At 68.4% G+C, this 12,202-nt stretch carries 10 protein-coding genes and 1 pseudogene; 8 read left to right on the top strand and 3 right to left on the bottom strand.

Going from position 1 to position 12,202, the window contains the following annotated elements; all coding sequences use genetic code 11:
• Positions 1–67: 67 nt before the first annotated feature.
• Together H300_RS32690 and H300_RS0120855 are read left to right on the top strand one after the other, a co-directional pair.
• Positions 68–499: an AAA family ATPase gene (locus H300_RS32690; RefSeq protein WP_486583981.1), complete on the top strand. Its 432-nt coding sequence runs from the start codon at positions 68–70 to the stop codon at positions 497–499.
• Positions 500–516: 17 nt separating this feature from the next.
• Positions 517–1,623, top strand: coding sequence for a hypothetical protein (locus H300_RS0120855; protein ID WP_486583979.1), 1,107 nt, complete (start codon positions 517–519; stop codon positions 1,621–1,623).
• Positions 1,624–1,655: 32 nt separating this feature from the next.
• On the opposite strand, the gene tpg is transcribed toward H300_RS0120855, so the two are convergent.
• Positions 1,656–2,636, bottom strand: a complete 981-nt coding sequence (gene tpg, locus H300_RS30650; protein ID WP_078516191.1) for a telomere-protecting terminal protein Tpg — start codon at positions 2,634–2,636, stop codon at positions 1,656–1,658.
• A gap of 53 nt (positions 2,637–2,689) precedes the next feature.
• Between tpg and H300_RS0120865 the strand changes: the two genes are divergently transcribed.
• The 4 genes from H300_RS0120865 to H300_RS0120880 all read left to right on the top strand — a co-directional run bounded on the left by H300_RS0120865 (position 2,690) and on the right by H300_RS0120880 (position 7,157).
• Complete coding sequence (locus tag H300_RS0120865) at positions 2,690–3,283, top strand: hypothetical protein (protein ID WP_028428953.1); 594 nt, start codon at positions 2,690–2,692, stop codon at positions 3,281–3,283.
• 537 nt (positions 3,284–3,820) lie between these two features.
• Positions 3,821–4,840 carry an ABC-three component system protein gene (locus H300_RS0120870; protein ID WP_051270261.1) on the top strand — a complete coding sequence of 340 codons (1,020 nt, stop codon included), beginning with the start codon at positions 3,821–3,823 and terminating at the stop codon, positions 4,838–4,840.
• On the top strand, positions 4,837–5,319 hold the full coding sequence (locus H300_RS28335; protein WP_037981306.1) for an ABC-three component system middle component 2: 483 nt from the start codon (positions 4,837–4,839) through the stop codon (positions 5,317–5,319). Before H300_RS0120870 ends, H300_RS28335 begins: the two co-directional genes overlap by 4 nt.
• A complete protein-coding gene (locus tag H300_RS0120880) occupies positions 5,316–7,157 on the top strand; it encodes a hypothetical protein (protein WP_028428955.1) in 1,842 nt (613 codons plus the stop codon). The genes H300_RS28335 and H300_RS0120880 overlap by 4 nt, the downstream gene beginning before the upstream one ends.
• Before the next feature lie 39 nt (positions 7,158–7,196).
• Here the strand turns inward: H300_RS0120880 and H300_RS28340 are convergent.
• Positions 7,197–8,963, bottom strand: a pseudogene (locus H300_RS28340) (helicase associated domain-containing protein); the annotation flags it as partial.
• Positions 8,964–9,258: 295 nt separating this feature from the next.
• Here H300_RS28340 and H300_RS28345 point away from each other — a divergent pair.
• Together H300_RS28345 and H300_RS28350 are read left to right on the top strand one after the other, a co-directional pair.
• Positions 9,259–9,681 (top strand): hypothetical protein, encoded by a 423-nt coding sequence (locus H300_RS28345; RefSeq protein ID WP_158678416.1) that lies wholly within the window; start codon positions 9,259–9,261, stop codon positions 9,679–9,681.
• A 388-nt stretch (positions 9,682–10,069) separates the two neighbouring features.
• A complete protein-coding gene (locus tag H300_RS28350) occupies positions 10,070–10,828 on the top strand; it encodes a hypothetical protein (RefSeq protein WP_486583980.1) in 759 nt (252 codons plus the stop codon).
• On the opposite strand, the gene H300_RS0120900 is transcribed toward H300_RS28350, so the two are convergent.
• Positions 10,816–12,090: an ISL3 family transposase gene (locus tag H300_RS0120900; protein ID WP_028428956.1), complete on the bottom strand. Its 1,275-nt coding sequence runs from the start codon at positions 12,088–12,090 to the stop codon at positions 10,816–10,818. The two genes, H300_RS28350 and H300_RS0120900, sit on opposite strands and share 13 nt — an antisense overlap.
• Between the last annotated feature and the right edge of the window lie 112 nt (positions 12,091–12,202).

Here is a 12,202-nt window from a genome sequence, read left to right on the forward strand (position 1 = left end):
CCCCGGCCGCCAACCCGCCACAGAGTGACCCACACATACGGCAGGAGAGCCCGAATTCGACCGCCTGCTGAAGACCGCCCTGGCCGAACGCCCCCGCACCTTCCTCGTGGATGAGGCCCAGTGGCTCAACGGAGAGGCGTTCGAATACTTCCGCTACCTATGGGACGAACCCTCCACCCAGCTCGCGATCATCTTCGTCGGCGGCGAGGGCTGCCACACCGTGCTGCGCCGCGAACCGATGCTCTCCTCCCGCATCTTCATCTGGCAGCACTTCACCCGCCTCACCCCCAGCGAGGTCCTCGACGTCATCCCGCTGTTCCACCCGATCTGGGCCGACGCCGACCCCGACGACATCACGTTCGCCGACAGTCACGCCGCGCACGGCAACTTCCGCGCCTGGGCCCAGCTGACCGCCCACACCCGCACCGCCCTGGCACGCACCGGCCGCGCCCGCGTGGATCAGGAACTGCTGCGCTGGGCCTTCAGCCGCCTTGGCTGACCACCACAACTCCCTCCATGCCGCTCGCCGCGCCGTCGCCTGTCGCCGTGGTCATCGACCGCGATGACGATGTCATCCACACCCATACCGCCCTGGTCGCCCACCATCCGCCGTCCGGCCGGATCACGCTGCACCCCGGACCGGGCACCACCAGCGAGACCGGCCTCGCCCACGACCTTCTCGCCGCCCTGGGCAAACCGCCCCTGCTCACCGGGCGCTTCCTAGGCGGTCGTCAGCCCGCCTGGGAAGCCGCCACGGCCTGGATGACCGCCCTTCCTGTCACCCGGCTGACCGTCCTGCGCGCCCACCGCCTCACCACCCGCCGCACAATGCGACTCCTGGAGCTGCGTGCCCTCACGGGTATCCACTTGACCCTGGTCTGCCACCGTCCCCGCCTTCCCGCCGCCCTGTACCAGGCCCTTCAGACGGCCGACTACTCCGTCACCACCGACCTCGACGCAGCCCGTCGCCACTACTACGGCATGCCTATCGCCGAACCCCCGCTCGCAGATGAGTCCGCCGGGACGACCGGCCGGTGGCTCACCGTGCCCGCACTGGAACGCCTCATCTCCTACGACAGCCCCCGCCCCTGCACCGACCCGTGCACCCCGCCCCCGATCATCTGGCGGCACCGCCCACCGCCCGCTCCTCTCACCGCGCACACCGCGCAGAGCGTCGGCCACCGGTTGCACGCGGCGACCGCACACCCTCGCCTGGCCGCGGCCGTCGCCGCCGCACTCTTCACCGGCGCCTCCCTCCAGCAACTCGCTACCGCACGCCCCCGCGACTACGACACCGCCGCGGCCACGCTCACCCTCCACGACCGCGCCCGCTACACCGACGGCTGCGCCGCCCACCCCGTCCCACCCTGGGCCAGCGTCTTCCTGCGAGCGGCGGCCTGCTTCACCCGGATCGTCTCCGGCGAGGACCAGGAACTGCTCGCCGCGCCAGGTGACCGTGCGCACCTGCTGCGCGTGGCGGAGACGGCCAAGCTGCGCCCACCCCAGCCGCCCGCAGCCCACCGCGAAGGCCCGGTCGGCCGTGTGGAGTGGGACTGGCGCGAGCGGCAGGAAGCCGAGCAGTACGAAGCGCCGATCAGCCGCGCCCGACCCTCACGACGCTGAACACCCTCACCTGGTGACGCGACGGGTCAGGCTCAGCCGATCGAGAAGTCGGCGAACTCGATGTCGCTGAAAGCGATGTGCAGACCGTGGGCCCGGCGGCCCCATTCGCGAAAGTAGGCGTGTCCCAACGCACGGGCCAGGATCACAGTCTGCTGCTGCTCGCCCGCGCCGGCGTCCCGGGCGGCGAACAGCTCCCGGGCTACCTCTCCCGGCAGATCCTGGGTGATCCACCGCACCCGCGGATCGTCCGAGGACCCCGCAGGAGCCGCGAACCCGAACCGCGCCCTGGTATGGAAGACGAAGCCCGCCGCCTCTGCCTGGGCGCGTCGACGGGCTCGTATTCGGGGCTGCCACCGGGCCAGGACCGTTTCCTCGATCGCCTGCACCTGCAGCGGGCCCGGCGGACGACGCGCTCCTGGCTTCTTCGTCATCCACCGCTGCACGGTGCGCTGCGACACCCCCAGCACGGTGGCGACCCGCCGAGTGGAACCACCGTGTGATGCCAGCAGAAACCGCAGGCGGGCCTCGGTGCTTGCAGGAACGGGCCGGGTGCGTAACGCGCGCTCCAACCCCTGCTCGATCTGTCCCACATCCGCCTCTCGAAGCGGCCAGCTGCCAGGGCCGGCATCTGCAGTCCGTCGTGTCAGTTTTCCCACGTCGCCTGCCTCTGCCTGCCCGTTCTTGCATTCTCGCGACAGCACTGGCTGCCGCAAGATATGAGCCCTTGGACGAGCACCGGCGACAAGCCGACGGCACGGGTCACGACGGAGTCGCCAGCGTCCCGGTGCTGTCCTTCGGTACGCACATGAGCCATCGATCCGTACGCGGACAGCGCCACCGCCCTGGTCGCCCGCATCTCCGGCGAGGGCGAAGAGTCGGTATCCTGCCCGCGGGGCTGACGCCCTGGGCTTCGCCGACGCCCACACCGCACCCGGACACCCACACTGCCCGGACCACTGGTGGAAGGTCTTCCGGGATCGACGGACTGTTTGACGGACACCTTGACGATCCATCGAGCCGAGGTTGCCGTGTGGGGGCGAGACCCGGTGCCGAGAGGGCCCCGTCCATGACCAAGCGCACCACCGAGCAGCAGCGCGCCCGCGAACTCCAGCGCACCGCACGTGAGCAGGGCACAGACCTCGGCTACCACGAGGCCCTCAACTGGGTACGTGATGCCGCCGAGTCGCAGGCCAAGTTTCCGGGCAAAATCGCCGTCCCTGTGCCGCACGATCACTGCGTCATGCTCTTCGAAGCGGACACGGACCCCGAGTACATCCGCAACGCGGTCACGCCGCTTTCCCCAGCCGAAGTCGAGCTCCGTAACAAACTCCTCCAGCGGAGGAACGCTCTGATGGACGACCACTCCAAGGCGGAGATCATTGCCATGATCCTCAGGAGGTGGCGCTATCCGGGCGAGAATCTCGCACGCTGGACCAAGCAGGAGCTCGCCAACGAGCTGGTGGACGGCGAGGACGGCCGCAAGCGCTACGAGGCGTACGGGCGGGTGGCACTGCACAACGGAATGCCAATGCCCGGCTCACGCTCCCTTTGCGGAGGCGCCGGCTGCTCCGGCCACGACAGTGCGACGCCCTGGCCGGAAACCCGCGCGCGCTTCCGCGCCCAAGGGCCATGCGTCGACGCACAGAGCGCCCCTCGGTGACCGGCGTCGTCTTGGCGGAGGCCCGGATGACCATCCCGCGCCGCCGGTAGCCGACCCTTGGGTATCTGCTGCAACATCTGAAGCGTGTTGCACCCCTGACTTGCACAAACGCCGACCAACGGTCGGGCTGGGCGCGTACGACGTCCTCGACACCCCCCTCGTCCAGCCAGCCTCGTCAGGGAGATCAGCGCTCACATGTCCGTCGAAACCGCGGCGGGGCCTACCTGTATCCGGCTCTGCACCTGGACGTGGCTGCCGGGTTCGGCGCGGCCTGGCCGCGGCCGCAGGGTGATCGGCCGCCCCAACCCCAAGGGGGTGAGGCTGCTCAGGTGCCTTCCTGACGGGCCATGCGGGGTGATATCACTACCGTGAGTGATCGTGCATGGCAGTAGGGGCCGGGGGTGGGCTGTGGCAGGGAGGCTTGAGCCGGGGAGGGATGGAGTCCGGCCGGTATTCGAGGGCTTTCCGGAGCTCAAATCGCCAGAGGTCGTCGTGCTTGCGCCGCCGGCCCAGAGCGCGCCCTTGCCCACGCCTCAGGTGTACCTGCAATACATCTACGACGCTGACGACTGGGAGGACTTCACCGTCGAGTGGGTCCACCAGTTCGGTACGTGGTCTGGCCGTCCCTACGTCCGAGTTCAGCGGATGGGTGGGGCCGGCGACCGCGGAGCGGACGTCGCAGCCTGTCTCTCCGAGCAAGGCACCGCAGGCGAGTGGCACTGCTACCAGTGCAAGCACTACCTCAAGCCGCTCGGGCAATCGGACGCCTTCCCAGAGATGGTGAAGATCTTCGTCGCGAAGATCCTCGGCACGTACGAGCTGCCCACACGCTATGTCTTCGTCGCACCAAAGATCGGCACGGGACTCGAACGACTCCTGCTCAACCCGCCCCAGCTGAAGGACGAGTTCTTCGCAGCGTGGGACGACAAGGACTCCAAGCTCGGGACCAAGCCCAAGCTCACCCCGGAGATGCGTACAGCCGTGGGCGCGCTGGCGCAGGCGACCAACTTCTCGATGTTCGAAGCCAGGAACCTCGAAGAGATTCTCGAACTGCACGCTGCTACCCCCCACCATGTGAGGCGCTTCCCGCAACCGCTCAAGCCGCGCCCTGCCGCCGACCCGGCCCCACCCGACCAGGCACCCCACGAAGCCGTCTACGTCCGCAAGCTGCTGGACGCCTACAACGCGAAGCACGGCCTCGCCCTGGAGACGCTGCAAGAGGCCCGCGACCATGCGAAGGTGAGTGGCCACCTTTTCCGCCAGCGTGCCGCTTTCTTCCACGCGGAGTCGCTGTGGCGTTTCGCGCAGGAGAGCGTCCCGGAAGCGACCTACACCGCGATCGAGACCGACCTGTACGACGCCGTGATCGAGATCGAAGACCGCGACCACGCCAGCGGCTACGCACGACTGGAAGCCGTACTCGACGCGGCCGTCGCTCACACACCGAACCCGGCGAACATCCTCGCCCCCGTGGTGAAAGTCATCGACCTCAAGGGCATGTGCCATCGCCTGGCCAACGACGACCGGCTGACCTGGTGCAAAGAGGAGACCCCGTGACCGCTCTCAACAGCCCCGTGGAGGCCGGGATGCGCGCTCTGATCCTCCTGTCAGAGACATTTCCCCGCCGCCTGGACGTCGCCCAGCTCGTCTACCTGGACCACGCCATGCTCCACAGCGGCGACCTCGACCAGGGCCCCGAGAGCCTCCACCCCGACCTCCCCGCCAGCCCCGGCGAGCTCGGCCTGCGCCGGCGCCTCATCGAGCAGGGCCTCATGGTCCTGCTGCGCGCTGGCCTCGCCGACATGACGACCACCGACCACGGCTTCATGTACGGGGCCACGGACGAGGCGGCAAGCTTCCTCAGCGCCCTGGAGGCCCCCTACGTAGGGCAGCTCATCGAACGAGCCGACTGGCTCACCAGCACCTACATGCATGAAGGAACGGACGTCCGCGAGGGCATGAAACAGATCACCCAGCGCTGGTCTGATCGCATCCACGTGAGCCCCGCCGACCTGGGAGAAGAGGACGTCCTGTGAACAGGCTGACGCTCGTACACCTGACCTTCCTCGGCATGGACAGGCCCCCGGCGGCAGTGGACTTCAGCCCAGGCCTGACCGTCATCTACGGAGCCTCCGACACGGGTAAGTCCTACGTCGAAGAGGCCGTGGACTACATGCTGGGCGTCAGCGAACTCAAGTCCATCCCCGAGGACGACGGCTACACACGTATCCTTCTGGGCCTGCGTGCGAGCGACGGCCGCAGCTTGACCCTGTCCCGCGCCGTCGGCGGTGACACCATCGAGGTGTTCAAGCGCAACCTCCGGGACGTGCCGTCCGTGCCGGCCGACGAGACCCTGGGGTACAAGCACAGTTCCAAGTCGAAGAAGAACATCTCCCGCTACCTGTTGGGCGTGCTGGGGATCGACGGCCGAAGGGTTCTCCAGAACTCGGGCGGCAAGGCGTTGCCGCTCAACTTCCGGGACCTGGCCCGCCTGGCCGTCGTCAACGACACACGCATGGCTGACCAGAGGTCCCCTGTGCTTGGCACCCGTATGCCTCAGAACGAGACGAGGGAGAAATCGGTCTTCAAACTCCTCCTCAGCGGAGAGGAGGAGCCGGAGCGCCCTGCGGCGCCCAGCAATCTGGAGAAGCAGTTCGGCAAGGGGAAGATCGCGGTCATCGACCACCTGATCGATGAGAGCCGCGGGAAGCTCACGATGGAGGCGAACCAGTCGCAACTGCGGGAGCGGCTCGGCCGCCTGCAGGCGGCCCTCGGCGAGGTGACCGTCGCCGCCGTCGAACTTGCTGAAGTCCGCACAAGCCTTCTGCGTGACCGCCGGGGCTTGGAAGAGATTGACCTTGCGGCCCAGCAGCGGGGCGACGAGGTCCAGCAGCTGCTTGCGCGATTCGCGTTGCTGAAGGAGCAGTACGAGTCGGACTTGGCCCGGCTTCAGATGGTCGGTGAGGCCGGAACTCTTCTGGGCTATTTCCAGACCGGGACCTGCGTCTTCTGCGGCGCCGAGCCTCAGCACCAGCACCTGGAGCACCACGCCGCCGAGAGCACCCAGCTGGCAGCGTCTGTATCTGTGGAGACCCGAAAAACAACCGAACTGCTCAGCGACCTGCTCCTCGTGATCGAAGATCTGGAAGAGCAGGCAGCGGACATAGAGTCGGCCCGCGCCGCCCGAGACGAAGAGCTCGCGCACAACGCTGCGGAGCTCCGCGCACTCGATCAACGGATGCAGCCGGTCGACATGGACGCCACCGAACTACTGAACGCCCGTTCACGGGTCGAAAGCGAGCTTGCCCTGCACGCTCAGATCGACCAGCTCGAAGACCTCAAGGCATCGCTGTCAACCGTGGCTCCTGCTCTGCCGGCTGCCCGTCCCGACGGCATTCCCGCCGCCGACGTCGCCGACTTCGAGCGCATGATTCATGAGACTTTGGAAGCTTGGCATGTTCCAGGGAACAATCGCGTCCGCTATGACCCGACGACTGCCGAGCTCTCCGTTGACGGACAGCCGCGAAGGAGCCGCGGCAGGGGTATGCGTTCCATCCTCCACGCCGCCTTCGCAGTATCACTCGCGCGCCGGAACACAACCCGCGACCTGATCCACCCGGGCTTCGTCGTGCTGGACACGCCGGTCCTCACCTACCGCCGGCCCGAAGACCCGCACGAGGACCGTCCCGAGCTGATGACCGCCGACGTCGCCGAGAACTTCTACCGCGACCTCCTAGAGAACCCGCCGGGCCAGGTCATCGTGATCGAGAACCCGACACCGCCAGCGGACATCAGGGGGCGTGCCACCGTCCACGCATTCAGCGTGGACGGTTCGGAACGCCAGGGATTCTTCCCGCCCCGAGACAGGCAGTGAGCACCGGCCGCCCACTACGGACAGCCGTGCGTGCCTTGGTCAGGCCCAGTCCATGCCCAGTTTTGCGAGGGCGGCGAGTTGGTCGGCGTCCAGCCGGTCCCTCCTGGATTTGGTGTTCGAAATCCATACCCCGAGCCGGACCGAGACCGGCTCGGCTTCGCCGTCGACCGCGATCTGTTCGCTGTGCCCGCGCGGCACGGGCCGGTCTGCCCCTTCCCGCTCGACCCACTGTGTGAGGGCTGCCAGGCCGCGCTGGAATGCCTGCTGTGCCTTGGTCGGGCTCGTCGTCGCACGTGCGGCTGCCGGGGCGGGAGACGGGGCCTGGGTGGGCTGTACGCCCAGCTTCGACAGCCGTTCCTGCTGCTCGGGGAGGAGCTGCGCCCAGGTGCCCGGGTTCTTCTGCCGCTCCAGCCACCGCCCGATGTCGTCGCCTTCGAAGAGCACCCCGGGTTCGATGGCCGGCAGGACGCCGTCGGCGTCGACCAGGTCGGCAAGCACCCGGTAGTGGCGCTGCCAGTCCAGCGGCCACGGACAGTTCCAGTCCTCGTCGACTGCGGCCAGCTGCTTCGCGCGTGCGGCGGCCCGCTTCGCGTCTTTGCCGAGGCCGCCTTTGCGGCGGAGGTTGGCCAGGTGCTGGCCGACCGGCACCATTGCCTCGCCCTCGCCCCACACCGCGTCCTGTCGCGGCGCGAGGTGCCCCATGGCCCGCCGGTAGGACCGGAGCGCGGCGAGCTTGTTCTCCCAGGCTTCCTCGCCCGGCTCCCAGACCATCCCGGCTTCCGGCGCGTCGAGCAGCGTCTTGCGCCGCGCCTCCAGCTCCCCGGCCCGCAGCGCCTTCCTCTGCTGATGCACCCATCGGCCAAGCGGGAAGTCCTTGGTGACGCCGACCTCGACCTCGACGTCGTAGGGCACGGCGTGGAGGCCGGTGATCTCGTTCTCCTTCCGCCACCGCAGCAGCGCCTGGTAGCCCTCCAGCCAGACCAGGGACTCGGGCCGGTAGACCCGGGTGCGCAGGAACGCGGCGATGGTCGCGGCGTCGCGTGGGCTGGAAAAGTGGAGCAGGACGGCTTCGGCGGCGGCCTGCGTGTCGTCGTCCTCCTGGCCCTCACCGTCGCCCTCGCCTTCGCCGCCGGCTGCGACGATCTGCCCGTCTTCGTCACGCTGGACGTGGACCTTGCGCTTCCCGCTCGTGAGCGCCCGGGAAGCGAGCTGCTCGACGAGTCGCTCGTCATGCGAGCGCAGCCCCTGGAGCACGGCTACAAGGGGCCGGAAGCTGGCACTGGCGACCATGTCCGTCGGGTCCTCGTTCGGCTCCAGGAACACCGGCACGATGATCCTGGCCACCTTGGTGGAGCCGTCGCGGTTGAGCCGCAGCGCCCGGCCGATGTTCTGCACGATCTCCACCTGGGAGCCGCGGGTGTCCGCGAAGCAGACGGCCTCGACTCCTCGCTCGCCGGTGATGTCGACGCCTTCCCCGAGCACGCGAACGCTGGCGAGGAAGGCGCGGTGGACCCGGTGCCCGGCCGCGTCGATGCCGTTGGCGAACTGCCGCAGAATCTCACGCCGCTCACTGACGAGGTGGTCGCCGCACAGCCACGCCGACCAGACCCGGTCCGGGGGTACGTGGCGGCCGGCCTCCAGCTCGTAGAAGGCCGCGTCGATCGACGACGCGGGCAGCTTGTCGGCGGCGGTCAGGTCGTCGTCGGAGGTGTCGTTGACGTACAGCTCGGCAGCGGTCTCGGGCAGCTTCTCCGCGAACGCGCGGGCCTCTTCGACCTTCTGGTGGAACGTCATGACCGTACGGTGTGAGGTTCGGCCGTGATGTCACTGGGATGTTCGGCTTCGTGTGTCACTGACCTGTAGGCGTGTTGGCGCTGTTCAGAGGCAGTTGGATCGGTCGATCATGGTGACAGTTCCCCGGACATTGCAGTGACGCGAGGCCGTATCGGCCGGTGTCACCTTCCCCGTGTCTCCTTTGTGCTCCTGGTCTTCCTGGAGGTGTGGGGTCACGGGTCTGCTGCCCTTCCCGGGGTGGGGACGACTGCGATCGATCGGGGTGGACTTGGCGGAATTATCGGAGTCGAGGGCCATCATGGGCGCCATGACCGAAAAAGAGCCCTCGGACCTCGAAGTCGTGGTGGCCTTCTCGCTGGAAGAGCATGCCCTGATCAGCGAGCACGCGGCCGAGCTCAACGTTCCCATTGCGACCTATGTCCGGCGGGCCGCCACGCGAGGGGCGCGCGACGGACGGCTCAAGCGTCAGCTCCTTGAGGAAGCGGCGCGGAAGCAGGGCCCGGCCGCTGAGCCGGCTGTGGTCAGTGGCCTGCTCATCGACGACATTCTCGGCAGGGACGCCGCCACGCTCACTCAGGCGGAGAAGGAGGCCCGAACCCGGGAAGCCGCCCGGGAATGCGGGATCGAATACACCCCTGAAGTCCGAGCCCTGGGCAACGCACTCTGGGCGAGGATCGAAGCCTTCCAGAACGACACGTCGACCAGACCGACGGGCCGGGAGCACGACTGACGGAGCGTTCTTCGAGCTCAGTGAATGGGCCGGGCGGAGAGCCGGAAGGAAACGGCCACTTCACTCTCCTGGGCGGTGTCCGGCGGTTCTTGGCAGGTGCTGCGGGGGAGCGCGACGCCGGTGGCGCGGAGCCTGGCTGGTGCGGATTCCCGCGGCGACCCACGAGGGCCATTAGCACACGCGTCCATCGAACTGTCGGGAAACGTTGTGCTGTCACCCGTCCGGGTGGGCAGCTGGGCTGGAAGCTCACACACAGCTCATAGCCTCGCGTCAGGCGCATCCGTCACACATGCGTCAGGCTGAACTGTTGTGTGTCCAGGCGTTGTTGGAGGCGTTACGTGATCGCCGTGCCGTTATCCGCCCGCCCGCTGGAGGGGTGCGGGCACCGGTGACGACGCTGGACGGCGCCTGGCAGGAGGGCTTGGGGCGGCATCGGGACGAACTGCGTCCCGCTGCCGTGGCCCAGCTGCTCCACTTGCGTGGTGCGGGGGAGTTGACGACAGCGCATGTGCGGCTGGTCGCCGAGTCGCTGGATGTGAGCGTGCGGCAGGTGTGGCGCTGGCTGGCCCGCGCCGAGGAGACCGGGAGCACGGAGAAGCCCGAGCGCAGCCGGTTCCGGATCACCGAGGAGATCATCGATGTCCTCGCCGACTACCAGGGCAACGTCAAGCGCGCGCACGAGCACCTGGTGCGCGCCGCCAAGGAGGCGGGCCAGAAGCCGATCGGTCTGACGACGCTGCACGACGCGATCGCCCGTGATCTGGACCCTGGTTTCATGGCGGGTCTGCGGGAGGGTATTCCGGCTGCACGCGGTTTCGACCCCGCGTTCCGGCGGCCGGCGGTGGCCCGGAACCAGGTGTGGGAGGGCGATCACAAGCAGGCCCCGCTGGTGGTGATGATGCCCGACAAGACCATGTCGAGGGTGTGGGTGACGTGGTTCGAGGACCGTGGCACCGGCTATGTGATGGGCTGGGCGGTCACCGCCGGCTCCGCGCACCGCGGGTCGGTCCTAGCGGCGGTGCGGGCGGCGGTGCTGCGGGAGGATCCTTACGGGCCGGCCGGTGGACTGCCGCACCTGGTACGGGTCGACGGCGGCGCCGATTTCCGGCTCTTCGGTCGCTTCCGTGGGTGGGGTTATGCGGTGTGACGGCCCGGTAGGTGGGGGCGGTGGCCGCCGAGGCTGAGCATGGCGAGGGCGATGAGGGCGGTGGCGTCCTTGAAGCCGAAGGCCATGCGGGTGATGAGTCGGATCTTGGTGTTCGTGCTCTCGACCAGGCCGTTGCTCAGTCCGTGGTCGGCGGCTGCGGTGATGGCGTCCCAGTGTTTGACGATGGAGCGCTGGAGCTTCACGAAGGGCTCCAGGCGGCTGCGCCGTGCCCACTGCACCCAGTCCCAGAGGGCTTGGGCGGTTTCCTGGCCCTGCTTGAGGGCCATCCTCAGGCCCTCCTTGAGTAGGTAGGCGCGGTGCAGAATCGGGTGGGCCTTGGCGATGAAGGCGAGTTGGGCCTGCTGGCCGGTGGTGAGGTCCTCGGGGTTCTTCCACAGGGCCCAGCGGGCCTTCTTCAGGGACTTCGATCCGGCGGTGGCGCGGCCCTTGCCGCCGCGCTCGTCGTTCCACACCTGACGGCGGACCGCGTCGAGGGCGTCGGTGGCCCACTGGACCGTGTGGAAGGGGTCCATGACGCGCACCGCGCCCGGGCAGCGCTCGGCGACCACGGAGACAATCCACTCCGCGGCGTCCGCGCTCACATGCGTGATCCTCGCGGAGCGCTCCTCGCCGAGCAGGTCGAAGAAGGACCGCAGCGTCTGCTTGTCACGACCTGGCGCCGCCCACACCAGGCGGCCGGAATCGTGGTCGACCACCACGGTCAGGTACTTGTGGTGCTTCTTGTAGGAGATCTCGTCGATGCCGATCCGGCGCAGGCCCGCGAGCAGGTCGACGCGCTCCTCGACCTCGGCCCACACCCGGGTGCAGATGTTGCCGACGGTGCGCCAGCCGATCCGCATCAACTGGGTGATCGCGGTCTTGGAGCAGTGGGTGGCCAGCCATGCCACGGTGACGTCGAAGGCCAGGGTGTGACCGGCGCCGTGACGGGCCCAGGGCACGGAGGCGACCGTCACACCGTGCTCGGGGCAGGACACCCGCGGCGCGTCCGCCTCGATCACTGCCTGCAGCGTGCCCAGGTCCAGGGCCCGCCAGCGTCGGCGTCCCTCACCGTTGTCGTACTTGGCGCACCGCCGCCCGCAGATCCCGCACCGCTGACGGCGGCCCTTCGCCGGGCGGGCGTGCACCACGACCAGCACGTCCTCGGGGCCGTCGCCGTCCGGGGCGGACTCCTCGGCCTCCACCAGCTCGATCACGGTCTTTTCGACACCGAGCAGCCGAGTCCATATTCTTGAAGATCGCACGCCGTATCCAGGTTCTTCCGTTTCGTACCTTCGTACGTCGAAACGTAGCCGGGATACGGCGTGTTCTGCGCATCAGCCCAGGTCAGCGACCCACGGAAGCGACCGGAGAGCC

Source organism: Streptomyces sp. TAA040 (genome assembly GCF_000424845.1).

Coding starts and splice junctions, on each gene's coding strand:
- H300_RS0120855 (WP_486583979.1), top strand. CDS start 517: ATGCCGCTCGCCGCGCCGTCGCCTGTCGCCGTGGTCATCGACCGCGAT.
- tpg (WP_078516191.1), bottom strand. CDS start 2,636: ATGGATCGTCAAGGTGTCCGTCAAACAGTCCGTCGATCCCGGAAGACC.
- H300_RS0120865 (WP_028428953.1), top strand. CDS start 2,690: ATGACCAAGCGCACCACCGAGCAGCAGCGCGCCCGCGAACTCCAGCGC.
- H300_RS28345 (WP_158678416.1), top strand. CDS start 9,259: ATGACCGAAAAAGAGCCCTCGGACCTCGAAGTCGTGGTGGCCTTCTCG.